At 44.3% G+C, this 25,157-nt stretch carries 15 protein-coding genes and 3 pseudogenes; 13 read left to right on the top strand and 5 right to left on the bottom strand.

Translation table 11 applies throughout. The features are described 5' to 3' along the window. Positions 1–31: 31 nt before the first annotated feature. The 4 genes from J4864_RS08740 (at position 32) to J4864_RS08725 (ending at position 6,858) form a co-directional block, all read left to right on the top strand. Positions 32–1,408 carry a leucine-rich repeat domain-containing protein gene (locus tag J4864_RS08740; protein WP_211815329.1) on the top strand — a complete coding sequence of 459 codons (1,377 nt, stop codon included), beginning with the start codon at positions 32–34 and terminating at the stop codon, positions 1,406–1,408. A gap of 1,612 nt (positions 1,409–3,020) precedes the next feature. Further along, positions 3,021–6,422, top strand: coding sequence for a leucine-rich repeat domain-containing protein (locus J4864_RS08735; protein ID WP_246479523.1), 3,402 nt, complete (start codon positions 3,021–3,023; stop codon positions 6,420–6,422). Continuing rightward, positions 6,419–6,613, top strand: a complete 195-nt coding sequence (locus tag J4864_RS08730; protein ID WP_211815327.1) for a hypothetical protein — start codon at positions 6,419–6,421, stop codon at positions 6,611–6,613. The genes J4864_RS08735 and J4864_RS08730 overlap by 4 nt, the downstream gene beginning before the upstream one ends. Positions 6,614–6,684: 71 nt before the next feature. After that, entirely contained in the window at positions 6,685–6,858 is a 174-nt protein-coding gene (locus tag J4864_RS08725; protein ID WP_211815326.1) for an HU family DNA-binding protein, read from the top strand. A gap of 565 nt (positions 6,859–7,423) precedes the next feature. Here J4864_RS08725 and J4864_RS08720 read toward each other — a convergent pair. Both J4864_RS08720 and J4864_RS08715 read right to left on the bottom strand, forming a co-directional pair. Continuing rightward, positions 7,424–10,087 (bottom strand): DUF262 domain-containing protein, encoded by a 2,664-nt coding sequence (locus J4864_RS08720; RefSeq protein WP_211815325.1) that lies wholly within the window; start codon positions 10,085–10,087, stop codon positions 7,424–7,426. Between the two features lies 1 nt (position 10,088). Next, entirely contained in the window at positions 10,089–12,023 is a 1,935-nt protein-coding gene (locus J4864_RS08715) for a DUF262 domain-containing protein (RefSeq protein WP_211815324.1), read from the bottom strand. A gap of 156 nt (positions 12,024–12,179) precedes the next feature. Between J4864_RS08715 and J4864_RS11935 the strand changes: the two are divergent. The 7 genes and pseudogenes from J4864_RS11935 to J4864_RS08670 all read left to right on the top strand — a co-directional run. After that, a pseudogene (locus tag J4864_RS11935) lies at positions 12,180–12,724 on the top strand (IS1380 family transposase); the annotation flags it as partial. A gap of 1,098 nt (positions 12,725–13,822) precedes the next feature. Further along, positions 13,823–15,616 (top strand): RHS repeat domain-containing protein, encoded by a 1,794-nt coding sequence (locus J4864_RS11840; protein ID WP_246479535.1) that lies wholly within the window; start codon positions 13,823–13,825, stop codon positions 15,614–15,616. Beyond that, the gene (locus J4864_RS08695; protein WP_021671695.1) at positions 15,603–16,004 is read left to right on the top strand and encodes a hypothetical protein; all 402 of its coding nucleotides are present in this window, start codon (positions 15,603–15,605) and stop codon (positions 16,002–16,004) included. The genes J4864_RS11840 and J4864_RS08695 overlap by 14 nt, the downstream gene beginning before the upstream one ends. 397 nt (positions 16,005–16,401) lie before the next feature. Next, positions 16,402–18,395 (top strand): annotated as a pseudogene (locus J4864_RS11835) (RHS repeat-associated core domain-containing protein). Further along, positions 18,392–18,913, top strand: a complete 522-nt coding sequence (locus J4864_RS08680) for a hypothetical protein (RefSeq protein WP_211815321.1) — start codon at positions 18,392–18,394, stop codon at positions 18,911–18,913. The pseudogene J4864_RS11835 and the gene J4864_RS08680 overlap by 4 nt, the downstream one beginning before the upstream one ends. A 111-nt stretch (positions 18,914–19,024) precedes the next feature. Beyond that, a pseudogene (locus J4864_RS11830) lies at positions 19,025–20,887 on the top strand (RHS repeat-associated core domain-containing protein); the annotation flags it as partial. After that, positions 20,884–21,342: a hypothetical protein gene (locus J4864_RS08670; protein ID WP_211815320.1), complete on the top strand. Its 459-nt coding sequence runs from the start codon at positions 20,884–20,886 to the stop codon at positions 21,340–21,342. The pseudogene J4864_RS11830 and the gene J4864_RS08670, both read left to right, overlap by 4 nt. A gap of 20 nt (positions 21,343–21,362) precedes the next feature. Here J4864_RS08670 and J4864_RS08665 read toward each other — a convergent pair whose 3' ends face one another. Further along, complete coding sequence (locus J4864_RS08665; RefSeq protein WP_246479521.1) at positions 21,363–21,755, bottom strand: transposase; 393 nt, start codon at positions 21,753–21,755, stop codon at positions 21,363–21,365. 27 nt (positions 21,756–21,782) lie between these two features. Here J4864_RS08665 and J4864_RS08660 point away from each other — a divergent pair, with 27 nt between their 5' ends. Together J4864_RS08660 and J4864_RS08655 are read left to right on the top strand one after the other, a co-directional pair. Then, on the top strand, positions 21,783–22,226 hold the full coding sequence (locus J4864_RS08660; RefSeq protein WP_246479520.1) for a helix-turn-helix domain-containing protein: 444 nt from the start codon (positions 21,783–21,785) through the stop codon (positions 22,224–22,226). Next, on the top strand, positions 22,142–22,822 hold the full coding sequence (locus tag J4864_RS08655) for an IS630 family transposase (protein ID WP_317194577.1): 681 nt from the start codon (positions 22,142–22,144) through the stop codon (positions 22,820–22,822). Before J4864_RS08660 ends, J4864_RS08655 begins: the two co-directional genes overlap by 85 nt. Positions 22,823–22,868: 46 nt before the next feature. Here the strand turns inward: J4864_RS08655 and J4864_RS08650 are convergent, their stop codons facing one another. Both J4864_RS08650 and J4864_RS08645 read right to left on the bottom strand, forming a co-directional pair. Beyond that, entirely contained in the window at positions 22,869–23,297 is a 429-nt protein-coding gene (locus J4864_RS08650; protein ID WP_211815319.1) for a hypothetical protein, read from the bottom strand. Beyond that, entirely contained in the window at positions 23,294–24,919 is a 1,626-nt protein-coding gene (locus J4864_RS08645) for an RHS repeat domain-containing protein (RefSeq protein ID WP_211815400.1), read from the bottom strand. Before J4864_RS08645 ends, J4864_RS08650 begins: the two co-directional genes overlap by 4 nt. Positions 24,920–25,157 lie beyond the last annotated feature (238 nt).

The following is a 25,157-nucleotide window of genomic DNA, read 5'->3' as shown; positions in this document are numbered from 1 at the left end:
TTTTAAAAACATAATAAACAATCGGAAACAAATGAAGATCTTTACATCGAAGAAAGTATTGACCGTAATTGCACTGGCATGTGCGTGTTTCACCGTCCATGCCCAGGAGTCATTGACAGTGACAACAGCGGCTGGGAAGCTCGCAGAGCATATTCCTGCTGCCAGGAAGTATCAGATAACCGACTTGAAGGTATCGGGCGAAATCAACGGGACCGACATCCTTCTCCTGCGCCAGATGGCAGGCAAAGGACTCAAGGAGGACGATCAGACGGAGGGCAGACTGACCTCTTTGGACCTCTCGGAGGTACGTATCGTTGAAGACGGAGAGAACTATTGTGCGATAAAGCAAGGCCTGTCAACCAAGTATTATAAGCCTGTGGAAGAGGATGTCATACCCCCTTATATGTTCTATAAGCTCGCCCGGCTCACGAAGATCCAGCTCCCTGCTTCGGCAAAGAAGATAGACAAGTCCGCTCTGACGGGCTGTACGGCTCTGGCAGAATGTGCCATCCCTGAGGCGGTAACAGTCATTGGGGATTACGCCTTCGCACAGTGCGAAAAGCTCGCGTCGGCAGTGTTCCCGTCTGCTTTGGAAGAGATCGGGGCGCACGCATTCGAGGGCTGCTCCGCCCTTTCCACACTTTCCGAGTTCCCCCGGACATTGACGGATATAGGGGAGAACGCCTTTTACAAGACGGCCGTGACGGCATTCTCTGTATCGGAGGAAAGCGATGATTATGCTGCTGTTGAGGGGGTGCTCTATAACAAGGACCGGACTTCTCTCGTTGCTTACCCTACCGGCAGCACGGCGACGACAATACAGTTCCCGGACGAGATCGCCGATATCGAAGCGAACGCCTGCGCCTATGCCGGGAACCTGAAGACGCTTGTCCTGCCTGAAGGGCTTACCAACATAGGCGAGGGCGCGTTTGCCTACGCTGGCCTGACGCATATAACGTCTCTTGCCTCTGGGTTGTCCGTTAAGGAGCAGGCCTTTGCGGGTTGTGCGGACCTGGTAAGCGTCAACTTCAAGGGAGCCGTCTCCGGTATCGAGAAGAAAGCTTTCTTCGGTGCGAAGAAGCTGGCCGTTGTTCATTTCGCAGGTACGGGTATCCCGGAGTTCGGAGAGTCTGTCTTTACAGCTTTTCGCACACAGCTCTCCATCTATGTACCTGCTGAGATGATTGCGAAAATCAAGGAGACCATCACGAAGAAGAAAGTTGTCTTGGGCAGCCGATACGATGTCCTCGATATTACTACATCGGATATCAAGACCGCAGATCAGCTTTACAACGTCTCCGAGTCAGCACGTTATGACTTGAATGGCAACCGCCTCTCTGCACCGGCAAAGGGCGTCAACGTCATCAGACTGTCGAACGGAAAGACCATCAAGGCAATAGAGCGATAGGCGGAGAATGCCTCAATTCCCGAGAGGGTGTGTCGGAACAGACACACCCTCTCTTTTTTTGGGCTCCTCCATGCACCGACGTTGCCTCCGTCATAGGGTCTTACCTCCGCTCCCTGCCTCTGTGTGATATTTCATCAAAGTCGTCAACGCACGGGACAGACCTCATCACGCCAGATTTCTGAAGACCCCCGAATGGTTCTTCCGTTAAACGCATGGATGCTTTCCGTATAGCTTTAACGGAAGAACCGAAGTGATTCTTTAAACAAACATGGTCAAGACCGTCAACTGTCTATCCTATCATCAGCCTCCGAGGCAAAGACCTTTTCAATTTCAATACGTTGAAAAGACAGACAATATTTTGAAAAGTCATTACATAATTTCAAACAGATCATCTGTAAATGTAAAGAACACGTGCAAAAAGCGAGTTTGTAACCAGCAGTCAATCAGTCGGTTGTTAAGTCGTTTGTAAGAGATGCCTGATTGGACTTCAAAAGGGCGTTGGTAACACGCTGAAAGAGCACCCATTGCAGGTCAATCAGGCATCTTTCAGGAGCCAGAAGAGCATGTGTCAGCTTTGAGCTGCATAAAAATGTTTACAAACACCGATGATATGGAAATAAATTGTGTGTAAAAGACGGAAAGACAGGCTGACGGACAGACATCGTATCTATTTGTCTTTTCTGCATCTTATCTTTCAGGTTATCCTCCGTTGCAAGACCATCCGTTTTTGGACGGTCATACTCTGCAGGTAAACCTTTGAAAGAGTCCTTCCAAGAACAAACTTTCCCAAAAGGGACCAATATCCTGTCGTTCGTGGCACTTTTATCACTCAGAACCTTGGATAGGTCTGAAATCTGCTGTATGTCTGTATTCACAGAAGAAATGTCAATGTTCTGCATAACAATTGATCACACGTGCAAATATACAAAGAAAAACAATTGGTATTTCTTCTTCTTTCCTTTTTTTCAATGACTTATGGCACTTGTCCCTGTTAAGTGGGAAACTTTAGTTGAGAATCAAAAAGCCTTATCACTGCGGAATGATGACATAATACGTCTATGACAGAAAAGGAATAAGCGTGTGATGTGGGAACGTGCGTTCGTTTGCACGCCATTTCCACATCTATTTCTGTTTTTTCTTGCGGGTTTCGGAAACTTTAGTTATCTTTGCAGCCGGTATAACTATTGACAAGTGAGCAAGTTGGAGAGGAGTTTTTTTCTACGACCATTGTCTTTGTATAATAAAGGCATGGGTACGGAGCAGGGAAATCGAAATTTTCTTGTAAATTTGTCGTCGAATTATTTGGTGGTTCCAAATAATTTGCTTCTCTCTCTCTCTCTCTCTCTCTCATAGGCGCTACTGGCGTAACTTCAACCTAAAACTTTCTCGTATACGCGCGCGTGGTGTCACGTGCAATTCCGATGGGAAAAGGAACTCCGGGGAATTCCTTTTCTTGTTTTGTCGTATCCGTTGGCCAACTCATGGAAGGCGGATTAAGCCCCCCGGCGGTTGCTTGATCCATCGAGGACAGAAGAGTTATAAATCAAGGAAATCAGAATTCTAATTTTTAATCATGAGACAAACTAAACTTTTATTGTTGGCATTACTGTTCATGGTAATACCAACGGGGCTATTCGCCTATACAGACGGACAGATAGTCACGTTCAATGGAAACACCTACAAGGTGGCTTCCATAGCAGATCATACATTGTACTTCCTGGGCACAGACGATTTGAACTCGGGCGAATTAGTCATACCGGAAAAAGTCTATGACGGCATCGACATAACGTTTACTGTCACGGGCGTAGAGTATAATTCACGTTATAAATGTACGAATATCACTTCCATAAAGTTGCCAGAAAGTATCGTATATTTGGGTTATGACATCTTCGGAGGTGCAGACTTAGCAAGCATTAATATCCCGAAGAATGTGAAGAGTATCAGTGAGAATGTATGGGCAGGACTGCGCAGTGTGCCTAAACAGACCGTGGATCCGGACAATCCATATTTCAGTTCGGATGACGACGGGGCACTCTACTCAAAGGACAAGACGGTGCTCCGTTCCGTACCCTCCAATGTTCCGTTGACAGGAGGAGTCTACACGGTCAGCGACAAGGTGACCCGCATTACTAATACCTGTTTCCGTCTGGTAAACGACCTGACCAAGATTATCCTTCCCCCCAACTTGCAAAGTATTTCTACCGGCTTTCCTACCATCGCTCCTACCAATACGCTCGAAGCATTTGAAATGGCTCCAGGAGGATCTACTCCCTTCACAACCGTTGACGGCGTGCTTTTCAAGGATACGGAACTCATGCTGTACCCCCGTGCCAAGGACACCGAGAACTACAAGGTGCCAGACGGTGTCAAGTCCATCGCTTCGTATGCCATTTCAAACAGTTGGAAGATGAAAAGCATAGACTTGAACGGCGTGACCAAGCTGGCAGTTTCATCGATTTATGCGGCAAGTCTGCTCAGTACCATCGTACTGCCTAAAGATATCAAGAAGTATGATGAAACGACAAAGGAAGGCATGGTTGAAGGTTGCTTCGAGTCATGCCTGAAGGTGGCAGAATACAAGGTCCCGGCTGAAAATACAGACTTCGTGGCCAAAGACGGAGTCATCTTCTCCAAACCAGATGAGGATATTCTCTTCCTCTATCCGCCCAGCAGGGCCGGTGACACTTATGTCATTCCCGCAAGCGTCAAAACGATCGCAAGAAGAGGTTTCCAGTCAGCACAGAACATCACCACAATGACCATCCCTGCGGGAGTTGAAAATATCAATCAAGAAGCTTTCCGTGGTGTTTCCAAACTAACAGCCGTTACTTTCGAAGAGCCCTCAAAAGTTCAGCAAATAGGACCCCAGGCTTTTTGGAGCTGTGAAAAGCTGACAGAGGTAACCTTGCCGGCGGCCCTCACTTCGATTGGCGACATCTTCTATCAGTGCTCAAAATTGGAAACGGTCAACATCCCGGCTGATTCTAAACTGGAGACCATCGGGAAAAATGCTTTCTCTACCACTACCAGCCTGAAAGCTTTCAATTTTCAGGGAACTTGCGCCCTGAAGGAAATTGGCGAAAACGCCTTTGCCAACTTGAAAGACCTTCAGACCTTCAAGTTCCCCAAATCTGTAACTTCCATCAAGACCAATGCCTTCAGCGGATGCAGCAGCATGGCTACGGTGGAGTTTGATCCCGACGCCGACATTCTGTCTATTGGCAGCGGTGCCTTTGCCGACTGCGGACTGACAAGTTTCGATGTGCCTAAGAAGGTCCAGAGCATCGGCAGAGAGGCTTTCCGCAACTGCGACGTGCTGACCACCGTCAATGTCACCGAGACCACAACCAGTATCAGTCCTGAAGCTTTCAAACGGTGCAAAAATCTCACCGCCATCAATGTGAGCAAGAAGAACACCGTCTACTCGAGTGTGGACGGCTATCTGTTGTCGAAAGACAAAGAGACGCTGATGATTTTCCCCGAAGGAAAGGCAAATGATAAATTTACGTTGCTTCCTCCATCCATCAAAAAGATAGGGGACTATGCTTTCTATGACTGTCAGAAACTGAAGAATGTAATCATCCCCAACAAGGTGATTTCCATCGGAAAGCGCGCTTTCGGCCTTTGTCCGAACCTCAATACGGTTACGTTCCTCTGCGATCAGATGATCGATCCGGACAACATCAATCAGGCTGCCAACGACATGTCGTTTGACAATGGTAGCCAGGCTGCCGACATGTTCGGTAAAATCAACGTCAATGTTCGGCAAGACCGTCTTGGCGACTATCAGACAAATGCTTTCTATCAGAAATTTAAGTCCATCAGCCCTTCTTTCACTGAGGGAACGGAAGAGTACATCGCCGTGTCGGACAACGATGTGGACCTGCTCAGCACCAGCCGCACCGACCACACGTTTGTATTGCCCGCAAAGGTAACCCGCGGCGGCAAAGACTATAACGTGAGCCTGATAGGCGACTACGCTTTCCAAAACGCAGGAAACAGCGTGAAGGAAGTGGTGGTGAAGAACAATGTGAAATATATCGGCGCACAAGCTTTCGTGACCGACATTGCCCACAACAAGAGCACCGTGGAGAACGTTTTCTTCATCGAAAGCACTCCCACCAAGGAGATGTTGAGCACTACACGCTTCGAACTCGACGAGACCGGAACCAACTACAACGAGTTTGCCCCGACAACGAAGATCTACGTGAAGAAATCGGCCCTTGGCGCTTATCAGGCAGCATGGAGCAAGACCGTCTATGATGTGGCTGCCAGTCTGAATAGGAGGAGCGACTTCGACTTCACCTCGCAGATAGACTACAGGATCAAAGGTACGCCCGCACTGACCAACAAGCTCTATTCTACTTTCGCGCGTGAGTTCGACGTTGATTTCGGTGATGTTAACGACAGTGGGCACCGGCTCTTCTGGGATGCGGCCAGGAACTGCCCGGAAGTCATCGCGTTTACATCCGGTGAGAAGATCGGCAACAGCATTATCCGTATGCAGAGCATCAACCTCGGTGAAGACATCAGCAAGGACGGACTCTATGTTCCGGCCAACACGGGCGTGGTGCTCAAGGCTGTTAACGGTTCGTTGCCAAGCGACTTCTACTATCGCATCGGCGAGGACGACAAGTGGAGTTACAGCGGAGACAATATCCTGAAACCCGTAACCGTGAATGCCAAGGACATCGTAGCCACAGAAAACGGCAACACCAACTTCTACATTTCGGGAGGCAAGGCGTTCCGCGTATCCCAGGCGCAGCAGTTCAAGAGCGGGGGAAAGCTCACCATCGGCGTACACAAGGCATATATCAACATTGACGTGCCTGCCGGAGCGAAACTCTCCCTCCTGTTCGATGACGGCGAGACAACAGGTATAGAAAGTCTCGATGCAGTGGATGCTGCGACTGCTACAGGTGATGTCACTTACTACAACCTCAACGGTCAGAGAGTTACAAAGCCCGTCAAGGGTCTATATATTCACAACGGCAAAAAAGTAATAGTAAAATGAAAATAAAATATAAGAAATCATACGAAGCACCTGTAACGGAAATAATATCGGCAGACATGTCCCCGGTGATGTATCAGACTTCTATTCCACAGGCGGGAGAAGATGAAGAAGGCGGCGGGGCTGATGCCAAGCAAGGGCCTTTCTCCGAGGAGAACGAGGCTTGGCCGAGCTATGATCCTTGGGGAGACTAATACGATAGGATGCCATGTTCCACCTCGCTGATGGTGGGGCATGGCTTTTCTGTTTCGAGCAATACGCCTCTTTGAAGCAGCAATCCAAGTCCGCTTTCGCAGGATCTGCCGTCACCACAGGGCAGGCGGCAAAGCGCATGGCAACCGAATCGACCGTAAGTCCTGCCGATGTGCATACCATATTAACCAGCCTCGGTGGCGTGATGGACGACTACATGGCGCGGGGAACGCTCGATGGGGCTTGACGGCATACCCTCGGACGTTTTCTGCTCTGCGCTGGGTGGTGATGAGACTCCCATGCCGTAAATGAATTGTTTTATCACTCTCTGTTTTTTGTATCTTCACGACGATTTTTTAAGTTTCCCCCGGTTCTGCCCGTGATGGGCCGTTCGGCTTTTTAAAAGGTGCTAATAATATATCACACTGGCAAACAGTTAGTAATAAATCTTCTGAATATCCCTACTTGTATCTAATGTCGAATACACATGGGGGTGATGTTAAGGGCAAATGGTGAGACTGCCTTGTATGTGCACTATGAATGGCCTCGCCACCAAAAAGCGGAGCTTATCAGTCGCCGAAATCAATTGATGGGAATAGAAGAGGAGTGGGGTAATGCCGGCTCTTTTTTGCTTGTGTATGGATCTGGTGTTGGTGGAGTTGGGCGTTGAACCGCTACAATCGTTGGGGGGAATATAGCGAGAAGCCCGCTGATGTTTAGCATTTTGCTAAATACCAGTGGGCTTTCTTTTTGGCTGTCAATCCTTATAAGACGGATATCTTGTTTTCAACTTGTTGAGAAGGGGAAGACAGTTAGAAGGAAGATATTACTCCAAGGTTCTTGAGTTCGGTTTCAACATTATTGATATTTATATTACTATGTAGCATTGTCGGTGTTTGTGTTCCATTGTTTTGCTGTTCGATATTATATAAATCTCCATCACTTGCAGTTAATCGAATGAGGTCGCCATTAGGCATGGTGAAATCAGCGTGTGCCCCAAGCTCATCGGCTGTAGAGGTTAGGCAAGTGGCAGTAACTCCGCTCACCAGTAATCTTTTCTCATAAGCGAGATACGTTGTTAATAATTCGTAGCGATAAACTGTCCGGAATGTATTTGACCGGAAATAATAGGCATGGCCTCCTGGTGCCGTGTACACATATCTGCCATAGGTACCAACAAAACTGAAAATGTTTATTAACGTCTTTGGATTGTCAATATTAACGATATAATATTGCCAATCAGATACACTGTATTTTGTCTTGTTTGTTTTAATTATTTCTCTTAACAAATCCTCAAATGAGCGATGCGTGTTTGTAGGCTGTAGCCATAAATCAATCATCTCTTTAAACAATCTACCGTAATACTTTGTAGAAGGGTCAAGTCTTCGTAGATATTGTTTCCAGCTGAAATCTCTATTATTGTTCAATCTGCCCAGACTGCCTAAGCCGTTTCTTGAGTTGTGACGATAGTCCTGTAGGCAAAGCATAGCTTGAATAAGTAGTGCATCAACAGGACCCTCTTCGGGTAAAGGATTGAAGAAAATCTGATGAAGGCGGTCGACATATTCATCAAACGCAGTCTTGTCATAAGATTGGTTCTTGAATGACCATGAGAGAGGAGCTATTATTTGTCCCCATAAATAAAAATTGTTTTCGGCCTTTAGGATACTTTCCTCCCAATCACTTGCAGGCACTCCGTTTGTGCCATCAACTCTTAATTCTGCCTTGATAGCTTCCTCCTCAAGTCGTGCTTGTTCTTGGCTATAGGCATTGTTCTTTATATGGTCTTTGATTAATAACAGGATATCTTGTTTGTCATTGGTCCGGTAATGTGTTTCATACTCTGTCAGCCATTTGTCGATAGCAGCGATTGAGGTTCTAACATCGTTGAAGTTATCTAATCCAGAGTTCTTGTTGTCAGAATTATATACATTACGAATAAAACGCATCCAGTCTATGAAATTAGCTTTCTCTGTGATGTCCTTGGCTATATCTTTAGATGGCACAATACGTAGATAAGCTGACATAGCATAAATCATGACACGTGTATTATGCGTAGGACTGTCAATCATGTACATATCCATTAATGTTGAGGTGTTTGCTCTGTTTAGCTGTGGAAGAAGGGAAGAAGCGTCATGCCATCCTTCTGAATCCTCATAGAGCAGGTTCTGCATATCGTCAAAAATGCTTTGAAAGTCCATCTTAGAAAAATTCTTATTCCCTAAGGAGCGTTCGTATCGCGCATATTCAACATATCTGTCAATGACTTTGTTAACGCTTCCTCGTCCTGAAATAGAATTTTCAAACAATGATGTGTAATCTTTTACAGTAGTGTTATTGGCCTGTGTTCCTTCTATGTTCGTTGCGAAAAAAGACTTTCCAGCAATTCGGATGAGGAGTTTCTCAAGTTTCTTCTCAACTTCTCTTACATTCTCGAGCTTGGGAGAAGGACCAATCTTTGAGTTATCCCAACAGTAGTCTATCCAATCTCCGTCAATAGCGTTCCTCCAATTATTTGATAAATTAGCGTTTGAAGCTGGCAAGCCTTGCTGCTCCATCTCTTCTTCAAGTGTTGACTTGAGGATTTCAAAACTGGTAAGTGCTTTGCCACGTGCATTCATCTTCTCAAAAAGCTGGTCGCCGTCACAATCGAGATTGTCAAGAAGTAAAAAGGTTATGTCGTCAAGTCTTGCATTGGCCGTGATGCCCGAAGCATAGTCTAATCCGCGTTCATGGAGATAATGGACGGTTGTCTCCAGGACTTTAATCATAGAACGGATGTTAGGATCATCATGCCAATCCCATTTGAATGTGCTGAGGGCTTGCATATACACGAATAGGGACGGTATCGGTAATAATGGGAAACGTAATCTGTTTGTGATTGGATCCACAAGTCCATTGGCATCTTTTGCAGAATACCACTTCTCTTTATGCTGGGTGTTAATGTTTTTTGTTTCTTCACGCTTAGCTTCCCATCCTGAAATCAAAGTACCTGCTTGCTGGTTTACTAACCAATGGCAAAATTCCTCACTGGTGTCACGTGTTTCATAAATAAAGAGTGAGTGATGATTGTCGTACAAGTCAGCGCTCCTGCCAAACAGCCAGTATAGCAGGAATAATGTGGTCAGACGTTGTTGTCCATCAAGCGGTTCGAATGCTACATTGGGATGTAGTTGAATATTCTGCCACTCATCTCCAGATAAATTCTTGCCATTAGAACGCATGTAACCATAGATGAAATCAAAAGACAGGTTCGGGCGGATACCATATACGACATCTAAAATGTCATTGAGAAGGCTATGCCTTTTTCGTTCAATAGATTCCGTTTCACGTCCTTCAGCATAGTCTCGTTGAATCTTAGGTATTCGCACAGGAATATTGCGTACACTGTTTCCTGATTGTGTCTGGCCATTTGGTAATGTCATCGTCCAAGAAAAAGGACGGTGAAGGAGTGTTTGTAAATTATAATAAGCCATATCAGAAGATTGTTTTAATTGATTCTTTTATTGCGTTGGTATATTCTCTCTGGTCTTCAGCCTGCCATCGCATCATACTGAAGGCTGATACATTTTTCTGGGGATTTGAGTAATACTTCAAGAACATATACTTTGTACACAGAGGAATGTATGCCCCTTCTTGATCACTTCTTTTTATTGTGCGCAGTTTCTTTGGGAAGAGTGCATTCTTGTATTCTCTGTTGATTGATGAGTTAAGAAGCGTAAGGTTTCCTATAGAATCCTTGTTGGCCATTGATTTTGAACTATCACCACAAGCATAGTAATTCTCCACTTCTGTTCTGTAAGGCTTGAATTTGTTCCCTACATCCTTGTTCCCATTTTTCTTGAAGTCCTTTAGCAGCAGGATACCCTTGAGGATGAGTTCCCTTGCTGCAACTGCCGATTGGGTGAAATGACCTTGGGCATCCGTCTCTCTGCGGTCAACCCACAAGCATGGGATGGCATGTTCGATGATCCATCCTTTCTTTTCTTCAATCTTCTCGATAGGATTATCCGTCTGCGAGTTCACATGCTCTACGTCATAAGAATTGTCACGGTAGAGATCAAAAGGGAACTTTTGCCCAAACTTATCGCAGGTCAGGACATTAAAGAGGAGTAATATCTTTCTAATCTTATTGAAGGATTCACGATCTTGATAGCTTAGCTCTTCCAAATCCTCTATACTGGAAAGTTTCAGATCGGCCTTGACAAGATCTTTCAACTTTTGATGATGACTCAAATTATTGTAGATTTCAGACATTTTCTCCCCACAGTCAACAAGATAGCCTATATAGTTGTGCTTATGAACATCTTCATGCCACTTGCAGAGTATATCGAAAAACATCTTGATTTCATTCCATAGTGACTCTACCTGTGCGGGGTTAGGGGCGGTAAGAAGGTTGTGCATCTTGTCGTAATAGTAGCGATATGAATTGCTGGTCTTGCCGCCTCTACAGTCCTTTATGAAATCAAAGAGAAGGTCCATGCGGTTGCTGTAATCTTTGTCTTTAGGCGAGATCATCTTCCAGAACCCATCATTTTGAAATTTCTTCCCCATTTCGTCCCATTTCCTCACGAGTGTCTCTGAAGTCATGAGCGAGCTTCCTGACGATGGCGACAACTTGATGCAGAGTAGGAAAAGGGCTTTGACGAGTTCGGAATCTGTCAGACTGATCTTTCCTCGATTTAGTCGGTTAAAGACCTCAATATCATGTATGTGACTTCCAGGCAATGGTGGAACTGACGTGGTGATAGGTTCTACATTATACCAAATGAAGATGGCTCGTAGATTAGGGGGAGTAGACGAACCGCGAGATGCGTCTTCGTAGACGAGTAGTTCCTTTATCTTGTCTTGAAGAGCTTGGTTGTTTGATAATTCATCATTATACCATCGTTCAATCCTGTCCTTGGCTTTTCTAACAAAGTAGCTGTCTAAGTTATGTGTCGGGGAAGGGTAGTCGTAGTCTGGTGATGTTTGGGTATAGGATATTTTTGAGAAATCGAGTTGCTTTCTGTTTTCATATTTCAAGGTGTAAAGAGGGAGGGTGGTATTTGCATATAACTTCTCCTTGACACATCTCAAAATAAGAAGCATTGTTGTTAAACGCTGTTGCCCGTCTAATACATCCCATTCATAGCCACCGCCCTGGACGGCTTTGGGCTTTACCATAAGCGGCTGAAGATAATAATTGGCTTTCTGATTTATATTCGTTTTCACAAAGGAAGTAAGATCATTAAGTAGGTCGTCAACTTGCTTAACGGCATTATCTGTGACTCCTGCTTCTGACGATTCCCATCTATATCCCCGTTGATACGACGGAATGGAGAAGCTGAAGCTGCCTGTCAATAGCTCACTTACGGGCATCTCAATAGGATCAGAGTATCCTATGATGTTGTTTATATTCGTTAAATCCATATTTAATAGGTTTTTAAATTATCCCTTAATTCCGCAGCGTGAAATCTTGCAGGTAATCCAAGTGCCTGATAAACAAAGTTCTCAAAACACTTGGTTATGTCAGAATTTTCACCGATCTTAGTGCTGTAAACATAAAAAGCAAGCAAAATATCTGACATGACAAAGGTAGCAATTAAAAACGGGAATATCACTTCTTTTAGAGGGATTTATCACATCATGGATGTTTTATCAGAGTTGGATCTTGAGAAACTCACCGGATCTGTATTGGGCAGACGCGGATGCAGCGGCAAGGCATTCAGCCATGGAAGCATCCTGGGCTCTCTCTTCTTCAGCTACCTTTGTGGTGGAGATGTCTTGAGGACATCAATTCGCTCATAGGACAGTTCAGACAGAGACCTGGCATGCTGTTGCCCGGTGCCGACACAGTGGGGTGCGGACTGAAGGAGCTTGCCGAAGAGAATGTTGTCTATGAGAGCGAAACCTCCGGCAAGTCGTATAGTCTCAATGTGGTAGAGAAGCTGAACACCTTACTTTTACGGATGATACGGAGAATGGGACTTATAAAGGTGGGCAGCCATGTTGACCTGGACTTTGACCACCAGTTTGTTCCAGCCCACAAGTTCGATGCAAAGTATTCCTACAGGCAGGACCATGGCTATTTCCCGGGCTGGGCTTCCATCGGGGACATCATTGCCGGGGGGTAGAACCGTTCTGACCCTATATACGAACAAAGCATACTACGCTGAGATATTCCTTGAATGAACAGCATTTCTTTGTGGTTTCCATACTCCCTATTGGTTTGGGTGGGGGACTTCATGCGTAGACAAGCCCCAGCCCCCCGAAAATCCTCACGTCTTTGTATAAAGCCCCAAAAAGACATCTCAACATCTACTTACGACCTGCTTAAAATTATCTCACAAGGAAAAATGCTGCGGAATTGGGGATGAATGTAAAAACGGAAGAAGAAGCATACAATATAGCTTATTTTCTATCTGTGTATGGATTTACGTATTACTTTGATGATATGACAGGAAAACATATATTACGACATAATAAGTAATGAAGGTTCTCCGTATATAAGAAAATAATAGTAGTGAAGTACACAGACTTTCGTCAGTATATGCCTGAATATGCACGAAGTGCTCTATCCGGAGAATCTCTTCAACCGTGTCACCTATACCTACGGCAAGGCCGGCGACAAGTACAACCGCGCCGGTCGTCTTGCTCTCGTTGAGGACGCTTCGGGCGGCGAGGCGTATTACTACGGCAGACAGGGTGAGGTGACGAAGACCGTCCGTACGGTGATGGCGAGTGTGGCAGATATCAGGACTTATGTCTATGGTGCTACGTATGACAGCTGGAACCGGGTGCAGACGATGACTTATCCTGACGGTGAAGTAGTGACTTATCACTACAATGCTGCTGGACAGGTTGAGAGTCTTACGAGCAATAAACAGGGACGTCAGACCGTTATTGTTGACAGGATAGGTTACGACAAGGAGGGTCATACGGTCTATACGAAACTCGGCAACGGCACGGAGACCACCTATGCCTACGACAGGCAGCGTGAACGTCTGCAGGCGATGCGCCTTGCAGCGGACGGTCAGACTGTGATGGAGAACAGGTATCGTTACGATGCCGTGGACAACATCCTCGGCATCACGAATGCCGCCGACCCGACGTCGCTGACGAAGCTCAACAGGGCGAAGCTGGGAGGAAAGAGTATGCATACGTATGAGTATGACGAGCTGAACCGCCTTGTCCATGCAAGCGGCAGGGCCAAGCGTGCATCGTATGATATGGTGATGTCGTTCGGAAGGATGAGCGAGCCGCTGACCAAGGTTCAGAAAGTGGATTCAACGACAACTGCCGGATCTTATGACTTCGCTTACAGGTATGAGGACAGCAACCACCCGACGGCTCCGACGCAGATCGGACACGACCATTACACATACGATGCCAATGGTAATCCAACGCTGGTAACGAACGACTCTACGAATACTACTCGAGAAATGTACTGGGACGAGGACAACCGGCTGATGGTCTTAAGCGATAACGGCAAGACAAGCCGTTACACTTACAACGCTGCTGGCGAACGTATTATGAAGAGTTACGGTACGATGGAGGGCGTGTATATCAATGGTGCACCGCAGGGTATTACCTTCCATGAGACGGACAACTTCACGCTCTATCCTGCCTCAATAATCAGCATTAACAAGAATCGCTTTACAAAACATTACTTCCTTGGTGACAAACGAGTTGCTTCAAGGATAGGAACGGGTCTGTTTAACAACGTTTACGGGCGCAACGGCTCATACGTAACCGCCGGTCAGCAGGACTATGCAGAGCGCATGAACCAGATCCAGCGTCAGAAGGAAGCGTATTACAGGCAGCAGGGCATCGCCCCCGGCGTGCCGACGATGAAGGGTGCGTACGGTGATCCGGAGAACACGCACATCGGCTACAACTCCATCATCAGGGAGCTGGGTAACCACGACGTGCCGCAGGGTTGGATTCAGACACCACATCCTAACACGACACCAGGCACTAACCCCGGCCCTCCTGTCTCCTGGAACGACCCGAGCAACCCCGATGACCCGCAGGCTGGTTACGGCTATATTCCAAATGACACTACAAAAGAGGAAACCTTCTTCTATCACAGTGACCACCTCGGCTCAACGTCTTACATCACAGATGAACACGCCAACATCACGCAGTATGATGCCTACTTGCCGTACGGCGAACTGTTAGTTGATGAACATTCTTCATCCGAAGACCTGCCATATAAGTTCAACGGCAAGCAGTTCGATGAAGAAACTGGCTTGTACTATTATGGTGCAAGGTATATGAACCCTATGGCAAGTATTTGGTATGGGGTGGATCCAATGAGCCTCACAAAGCCAACGTTACTTAGTTATGTCTATTGCTCTGATAATCCTATTAGATACTATGACAAAAATGGAAAAATAGGGATTGATGGCGTTATTATCGGAGGGGTTGCTGGTGGTGCATCAGAATACCTTTCTATAATGTTCCAGAAAATGGATAACCTTTCTATAAGTTCATTTGTTAAAGCTAACAAGAGTTTAACATGGAAAGACGGTGTAAGCATTGCATATAATGTAGGAACAGGTGCTATAAGCGGAGCATTGGATAATGGAATTTCAACCATGGTAAAGATTGTGAGAAATCCTATTGCTAAGTGGATTCTCAAGGAAGGTATAGGAATTATACTTGAAGGAGTAGAAAGTGCTATTTCAAAAATGATTACAGGTAAGAGTATTGATGTAAAAGCAATAGTAGCACAAACACTAATAAGTAAGGGATTTGGACACATTCTTCCTATTGCTTATATAAAAAAAGCTACTATAGGGGCAAGACAGAACTATCAGAGAGCCTTGAAGGCTCTTAAAGATTATCAGAGTAGAAGATCTCCTAATGCAAAACTAGTAAGTAAAGCTTTAGCTGGCCTAAAAGAAGCCAAGCTAAACTATGGTCTCCTTTCTGGATTTCTAACAGGATTAAAGACAACGCATAAACAAATAACTCGTAAAGCCGTAGAGCTATTACCCAAAGAATATGGCGATAAATAAATACAAAAGTAGAATCTTAATTAGGTATGTTTGGATAGTATCCTTTTTCTGTATCGCATGGTTTTCGTATAGTTGTGCTGCATTATTAACTAACAAGCATTACTCAGTAAGAATCCCAGATAATTCTTACAAAATTTTAGAAGTGAATCCTGGTAATGTTGATGTATCTGCAACAATTACCATAAATTATGCTGGGCAGAATTATACAGTACCAGTAACTGAAGAAGATTTAAATCATCATAAGCTGCATAAAAAGTTTTTTTATAATAAATGCTTTAACTATATTTTTTATGAAGGAGATGGGAATGGTTTTTGGAGATTTGCAATTGTAGGCTTAGGTATAATGGTTATCTTGTTGTTATTATATTTAAAAAAATATGGAGACTAAGGGACAAAGCTATTATTAAAAGTTCGTCACAATGATATAGAGATTCCCTTCATAGTCTTAGTTATTCTCATTCAAGCGAAATTCAACAATAGCGAGTGTGGCAGATATTAGGACTTATGTCTACGGTGCTACCTACGACAGTTGGAACCGTGTGCGGACGATGACTTATCCTGACGGTGAGGTGGTGACCTATCACTACAATGCGGCAGGACAAATAGATGGTCTTTCAAGCAATAAGGGAGGACGTCAGAGCGTTATTGTTGACAGGATAGGTTACGACAAGGAGGGTCATACGGTCTATACGAAACTCGGTAACGGCACGGAGACTACCTATACCTACGATAAGCAGCGTGAACGTCTGCAGGTGATGAACCTTACAGCGGACGGTCAGACTGTGATGGAAAACAGGTATCGTTACGATGCCGTGGACAACATCCTCGGCATCACGAATGCCGCCGACCCGACGTCGCTGACAAAACTCAACAGGGCGAAGCTGGGAGGAAGGAGTTCGCATACGTATGAGTATGACGAGCTGAACCGCCTTGTTCATGCAAGCGGCAGGGGCAAGCGTGCATCGTATGATATGGTGATGAGCTTCGGACGGATGAGCGAGCCGCTGACAAAGGTGCAGCGTGTAGACTCCACGGCCACGGCGAAATCGTACAATTTCGCCTACAAGTACGAGGACGAAGCTCACCCGACAGCTCCGACGCAGATAGACCACGACCATTATACGTATGATGCCAACGGCAACCCGACACTGGTAACGAATGATTCCACGAACACTACCCGTGAGATGTACTGGGATGAGGACAACCGTCTCATGGTTTTAAGCGATAATGGCAAAACCTCACGCTATACGTATAATGCAGCCGGTGAGCGCATCATGAAGAGTTACGGTACGATGGGGGTGTGTATATCAACGGTGCACCGCAGGGAATAACCTTCCACGAGACGGATAACTTCACGCTCTACCCTGCTTCGATAATCAGCATCAACAAGAACCGCTTTACAAAGCATTACTTCATCGGGGACAAGCGCATCGCCAGCCGTATCGGTACAGGTCTGTTCAACAACGTTTACGGGCGCAACGGCTCATACGTAACTGCCGGTCAGCAGGACTATGCGGAACGTATGAATCAGATTCAGAAGCAGAAGGAGACTTACTATAAGCAGCAGGGCATTGCTCCCGGCGTGCCCACCATGAAGGGTGCGTATGGTGATCCGGAGAACACCCACATCGGCTATAACTCCATCATCAGGGAGCTGGGTAACCATGATGTACCACAGGGATGGGTACAGACACCACGCCCCAACACCACACCGAATACTAACCCCTGTCCACCTGTAAGCTGGAATGACCCGAGTAACCCTGACGACCCGCAGGCCGGTTACGGTTTTATCCCTAATGACACTACAAAGGAAGAAACTTTCTTCTATCATAGTGACCACTTAGGTAGTACGTCTTACATCACAGATGATAAAGCCAACATCACGCAGTATGATGCATACCTACCGTATGGTGAACTGCTTGTGGATGAACACTCATCAAGTGAGGAAATACCGTATAAGTTCAACGGCAAGGAGCTGGATGAAGAAACAGGGTTGTACTACTATGGTGCAAGGTACTTGAATCCTATGGCAAGTATTTGGTATGGGGTGGATCCGTTAGCTGAGAAATATGTCACAACGAGCGGATATATACATACGTTGGATAACCCAATAAAATTGGTGGATACTGATGGACAAGACTTTGTGTCCGCAATAACTGAAGGTGTAGGTACTTTTGTCTTTTCTGTAGGTGCAAGTTTTGTTCAGAACTTATTAAATAATGGTGGAAACGTACAACGGGCCTATAGCCAGATTGATTGGGAAGGTGCAGGAAAAGATGCAGTTGTTGCTGGAGTTATGTCTCTCGTTGTCTCTGGTGCTTCTACAACAAAATTAATAAAGAAACTTTCATCTATTAAAATTGGAAATTCTAATCTTGCCAAGATTTTGGTAAATACAGCTGTTAATATGGTGTCGAACATCACTGCTGAAGCATGGAAGGAAAAATCTCTAAGCGAAGTTAATTTTAAAGACGCTTTTTTCTCAGCACTTGGTGGTTCTCTAGCAGAAGCGGGATTGGGTAAATTATCAAAAAAACTGGAAGATTCTTTTTCAAATGCTAAAAAGGTTGTTGAGGATGCCAAGGTTACGTTGAATAGACATAAGGCTCATCGTGGTAGTAATTTTATGCGTCAAAAATACGAAGCTAATTTGAAAAAAGCTACAACCCATGCAAGTTCTATGAGGAGAAGAGTCTATACCAGAAGGTTCTTTAATAGTATAGGGACGAATGCAGGATCAACGGTAGGAAGTTTTATTTATAAAAAATTTAAGAGATGATGAATCTAAAAAAAATATTAAAGGAAGAAGCAACTTGGTATTTCTTGGCTTTAGCGGGGCTGTGGATACTACTCTATATGGGTGGGAACATCATTATAGATACATATTTCTATATGATATCATTAAACATTTTGATTTTTCTATTTTCTTATATAATACTTAGGATAAAGAAAAAAATGCATTACTACTCTTATGTTGTAGGCTGTGCGTTTTTTGCAGTTTGGTTAATCTTTTATAGTATATGCGATTTGAGAAGCAGAAGTTTGAAAGGTTATCTCACCAAACAACTCCCAGTATTGTATTATAATCCAACGGGTACTGAAGGAAGGTGGTCCAGTAGTGGGATAGAAATAGAGTGTAAAGGAAGTAAGAAAAAAATCCCAACAACTCATGAATCAGATAGCCTATATCAGATTTATGGAGACTCCGTTATCAATCATATCGTAGTACGATGCTTGATAAAGGAACCTTTTCCTGATGTATATTATGTAGATAGCGTAGGTATAACTTATAAATAAGTTAGTCCTTTCAAAAATTACATATGGATTTAAAGCTTTTTCATTTTACTTATAGGAAGTATTTAAGATATAAAGAATAGAATTACTCATAAGGGATGATTCTTCTATACTTCATCGTATGATATGGTGATGTCGTTCGGACGGATGAGTGAACCGCTGACGAAGGTTCAGAAAGTGGACTCAACAACAACTGCTAAGTCTTATAACTTCGCTTATAAGTATGAGGACAGTAACCATCCGACAGCTCCAACACAGATTGGTCACGACCATTATACCTATGATGCCAACGGCAATCCTACGCTGGTAACAAATGACTCAACGAACACTACCCGTGAGATGTACTGGGATGAGGACAACCGACTCATGGTACTCTCTGACAACGGCAAGACGAGTCGTTATACTTACAACGCTGCCGGTGAACGTATTATGAAGAGTTACGGTACGATGGAGGGCGTATATATCAATGGTGCACCACAGGGAATAACGTTCCATGAGACGGATAACTTCACGCTTTATCCTGCAAGTATCCTCTCTGTCAACAAGAATCGCTTCACGAAGCATTACTTTATTGGTGACAAACGAGTAGCTTCAAGGATAGGAACGGGTCTGTTCAACAACGTCTATGGGCGTAACGGCTCATACGTAACGGCTGGTCAGCAGGACTACGCTGAACGTATGAACCAAATCCAACGTCAGAAGGAAGCATACTATAAGCAGCAGGGCATTGCACCAGGTGTACCTACAATGAAGGGTGCGTACGGTGATCCGGAGAATACAAAACGAGGATATAACTCTATCATTGACACACTCGGCAACCACGATGTGCCACAAGGCTGGATTCAGACACCACATCCTAACACGACCCCGAATACCAACCCCGGTTCACCTGTAAGCTGGAATGACCCGAGCAATCCTGATGATCCACAGGCAGGTTACGGCTACATTGCCAACGACACCACCAAGGAAGAGACTTTCTTCTATCATTCTGACCATTTGGGCAGCACGTCTTACATCACAGACGATAAAGCCAATATCACCCAATACGATGCCTACCTGCCCTATGGCGAACTCCTCGTTGACGAGCACTCATCATCTGAAGACTTACCTTACAAGTTTAACGGCAAACAATTTGATGACGAAACAGGTCTATACTATTACGGTGCAAGGTATATGAATTCTGTGGCAAGTATTTGGTATGGGGTGGATCCGTTGGCTGAGAAATATACAACCACTGGTGGATATGTCTATACTTTTGACAACCCAATTAAGTTGATTGATCCTGATGGGCGAGGACCTGGTTGGAATAGATTTACGGGAGGGTTACGTGTAATTGGAGGTAGTCTACAAATAATAGCTGGTATTACAGGAGGTATTGCTACATCTTGGTCAGGAGTAGGTGCTGTTGTAGGGGGAGTAGCTGTAGTCCACGGGATAGATGATGTTCAAGCTGGTGTAAGACAACTTTGGACAGGTAAAAAGGTTGAATCATTTACTTTTCAAGGAATTAAAGCTGGCGCACAACTTGCTGGAGCTAGTGCCAATACTGCAAATAGTATAGCAACTTTTTCAGATATCGGTTTAGGGCTCGTTGGTAGTGGAGCAGGCTTATTTAAAGTACTTAACAAAGGAACTAAAGTTGCAGAATTCACAGTTGCAGAGAGTAAATTTGATTATTTCCTCGGCAGAGTAGTTGAAGGCAATGTGCATAGTGTCCAAAGATCTGCCCAAAACCTGAGGGATTTAACTACCTTAGGTATTAGGTCTAAAAAGCAATTAGCACAAATATTTGCTACAACATTAATCAAAGGAACTGAAGTTTCTAGAAGCACTAATAAATATGGTACCACAATAAATAAAGTTTTAAAGATTGGTAAGAGAGGGCAGATTCAAACTAGTTTCTTCTACGCTGATGGAGATATGACAAAAGCACCAAAAGTAATAACTATCATTCTTAAAATATTTAAAAAGAAATGAAATTTGAGATTATAGATTATTTTACATATAAAAAAATAAATTATGATTCAGTTTTCGATGATTCCCATAATAATTCTTATCGAATATATGGGAAATTAGTGGAAGGCGATTCTTATGCAAAAATAGCTTGGTCAAGTGACTTATTACAACCTCAATTCCTAAAAATTTTTCCTAAGGTATATGCTATAGGAATTGACCAAAATTTAGCTATTTATGATTTTAAAAAGAAACATAGAATCATGTGTTTGGACTTAATGTTTCTTTTTTGTGAAATGGTTATGTATAACAAAAAGATATTTGTAGCTACAGAATTAGAAGTTTTTGTTATAGATATACAGCAATATAAAGTTGTACATACAATATCATTATCTGATACATACAATAAAATTGAAATTAATTGTGGGAATGTTGAAATTCATTGTATGGATAATACTTTTATAAAGTATCATAAGTAGGTCGTAAGAATTAATTTATACTAAGCTACATGGGTAAAACTGATTTTGAGTCCAGATCCGATTGCTGCCAAGGCTCTGTTTGTGGCATAGAGCAGGGTGTCTGTGTAGAGATAATCCGCAGGTCTGAGCCACTCCCCCTTGAGGATGCGCCAAAGAGTCTCGGCAATATTGAGATGCGGGCTATAAGGAGGAAGAAAGAAAAGGAACAGCCCCCGCTTCTCCCATACGGGGCGAAGTTCCCGCATAAGCCTGCACCTGTGTACACTTGCGTTGTCAAGGACCACGAAGGTCCTTCTGCTGATACGGAGCGACATACGGTCAAGAAAGTCAGCGACCTTGTCTGCGGTCATGTTCTCTGTCGTAGTAAATCCCTCATATCTGTTCCTGCGGTCTAAGTAGATGTTGAAAAACACTTTATATCATATTTTTTGCGTACCTTTGTGCGAACATATAAAAGAGGTACAACTATCGGAAAGATCAAGATTATAGAACTGACAGACAAAGAGCGTCTTCAGTTGGAGGAGGCCTTCCGTCGTGGCAAAAGCCATTCATTCCGTATGCGTTGCCGTGCCATACTGTTGAAATCCAACGGTCTGACATCAAAAGAAGTCGGGATTCAGACAGAAATGACACACATATCGGTAAACTCATGGGTGAGACGGTTCGAGTGTGAAGGTGTCAAGGGTCTGGCTACACGTCCCGGGCGGGGTCGGAAGCCGATAATGGACAGTTCTGACGAGGATGCGGTACGCAGAGCCATCGAGAACGACAGGCAGAGCGTGAAGAAAGCGAAGGAAGCCTGGCAGCAGGCTTCCGGCAAGAAAGCGAGCGAAAGTACCTTCCGGACTTTTTTATCCGCATTGGCGCGAGATACAGACGTATAAGGAAACGTCCCAAGGGAAGTCCCTCGCCGCAGCTCTATGCCTACAAGAGCGAGAAGCTGCAGAAACTCGTACAACAGGAGAAGGACGGTCTCATAGACCTTTACTATGGTGATGAGAGTCATGTCTGCACGGGTGGATATGTGCCATACGGATGGCAGTTCCGCGGTGAAGATGTCTACATCCCCTGTGAAAGAGGTTTCCGGCTCAATATATTCGGTATGATAGACCGCAGGAACAGATATGAGGGATTCACTACGAAAGAGAACATGACCGCAGACAAGGTCGCTGACTTTCTTGACCGTATGTCGCTCCGTATCAGCAGAAGGACCTTCGTGGTCCTTGACAACGCAGGTGTACACAGGTGCAGGCTTATGCGGGAACTTCGCCCCGTATGGGAGAAGCGGGGGCTGTTCCTTTTCTTTCTTCCTCCTTATAGCCCGCATCTCAATATTGCCGAGACTCTTTGGCGCATCCTCAAGGGGAAGTGGCTCAGACCTGTGGATTATCTCTACACAGACACCCTGCTCTATGCCACAAACAGGGCCTTGGCGGCAATCGGATCTGGACTCAAAATCAGTTTTACCCATGCAGCTTAGTATAAATTAATTCTTACGAGCTACTTAGTTGATTAATTTTGTTAACTTACTTGATATAACTATTCCCTGATTTTTCTCCATATGAAGACATAATAGGTCGTCCTAAAGAATCTGTTCTGAAAGAAATTCGACCATATTCACAGTCGCCATTAGATATATTAGATATTTCATATGTTCTGTAAGGATGGAGAATTATCTTATAAATATGCTTTCCCCTCCAATCTTCAATAATATACTTATTCCCTGTATGAACCAAAGAGATGCTGTCTTGTGCTTTTTGTCCTTTCTCTAAATATATATAATAATAATCTTCAAGACTATCTTTGCTAGATATAATTAATGAATATAGCCCATTATTGTTTATTGTCTTAATACTATTAGTCTTAAAATCAAACCTTATCTCATTATTCTTACACCCATAAAGTAGGATAGATATGGCTATCAGTATAAATTTAATCATAAACTGTACTTTCATTTGCTTTTCTTATTATTAATATATTCTTTCCAGTAAGAATCTATCTTTGCTACTTTTTCTTTGTCTGTAGCTTTAGAATTAAATAACTTTTCTAATGCATTCTTTCCATACTTCAAATTCATAAATTTATAGAATTTTTCAAAGGTCACGGCTCCTTGTTCAGCTTGACGCTCTAGAGGAGAAGCATCGTGTCCTCCAGACTTGATGTATGACCCAATAAAAGTTGATATATACGTTTGTAACCGAAGTTGGGCCTTGGGTTGTGGGCTAAATCTCCCATGTGCCAATTTTGAAGCCTTTATCTGATTCTGATAAGACGCATCAGCAGTTTTGTTACTTGCATTAATATGATTAATATGCCCGACCTCATGACTTGCAATAGCGAGCCAAGCATAAATGTTTTTTCCAAGATCGTCATCATCAAATAAATTGTTGGTATAAATTGTTTGATACGTATTTCCATGAGGAAGAGTTATCCCTCCATAAGAGTCATTCGAATACCAGGGATAAGGGTGTGACATTCCTCTTTCATAGACATACATATTCTGTATACTTTCTTCTTTCACACCAGAGACAAGTGACAATAAATGTGCTGCAGGTTTTGTAAAAGTATAGTAATTGGATTTGTACCAAACAGTTTTATGGATCTGTAATAAGGCGGTTGGATATAATCCATTATAATCAGTCAACTTAATTGGATTTCCAAGTGTGTAAATATAGGCTGACACTTCTTTGTATTTTTTCATTAGCGGATCCACCCCATACCAAATACTTGCTATCGGGTTCATGTACCTTGCACCATAATAGTACAGGCCGGTCTCCTCATCGAACTGCTTGCCGTTGAACTTATACGGCAGGTCTTCGGAACTACTGTGCTCATCAACCAACAACTCACCGTATGGCAAGTAAGCGTCATACTGCGTGATGTTGGCTTTATCATCTGTGATGTAGGACGTTGAACCTAAGTGGTCACTGTGATAGAAGAAGGTTTCTTCCTTTGTAGTGTCATTAGGAATGTAACCATATCCAGCTTGAGGGTCATCAGGGTTGCTCGGGTCATTCCAGCTTACGGGTGGACCAGGGTTGGTGCCTGGTGTCGTGTTAGGATGTGGTGTCTGAATCCAACCCTGCGGGACATCGTGGTTGCCCAGCTCCCTGATGATGGAGTTGTAGCCGATGTGCGTGTTCTCCGGGTCACCGTACGCACCCTTCATCGTCGGCACGCCGGGGGCGATGCCCTGCTGCTTATAATACGCTTCCTTCTGCTTCTGAATCTGATTCATGCGCTCCGCATAGTCCTGCTGACCGGCTGTTACGTATGAGCCGTTGCGCCCATAGACGTTATTAAACAGACCTGTTCCTATCCTTGAAGCAACTCGTTTGTCACCAATAAAATAATGCTTTGTAAAGCGATTCTTATTGACAGAGAGGATACTTGCAGGATAAAGCGTGAAGTTGTCCGTCTCGTGGAAGGTGATGCCCTGCGGCGCACCGTTGATGTACACACCCTCCATCGTACCGTAACTCTTCATGATACGCTCACCGGCAGCATTGTAAGTGTATCGGCTTGTCTTACCGTTATCGCTTAAGACCATCAACCGGTTGTCCTCATCCCAGTACATCTCCCTCGTGGTGTTGGTACCGTCATTTGTCACCAGCACGGGATTGCCGTTGGCATCGTAGGCGTAATAATCATGACCAATCTGTGTCGGGGCCGTCGGGTGGTTGCTGTCCTCATACTTATAAGCGAAGTCATAAGACTTGGCAGTTGTCGTTGAATCCACCTTCTGTACCTTAGTGAGCGGCTCGCTCATCCTTCCGAGCGACATCACCATATCATACGATGCACGCTTAGCCTTA

Origin of the sequence: Prevotella multiformis, from assembly GCF_018127985.1 — a bacterium.
GTDB lineage: Bacteria > Bacteroidota > Bacteroidia > Bacteroidales > Bacteroidaceae > Prevotella > Prevotella multiformis.
This window is presented reverse-complemented; position numbering and strand designations above follow the sequence as displayed.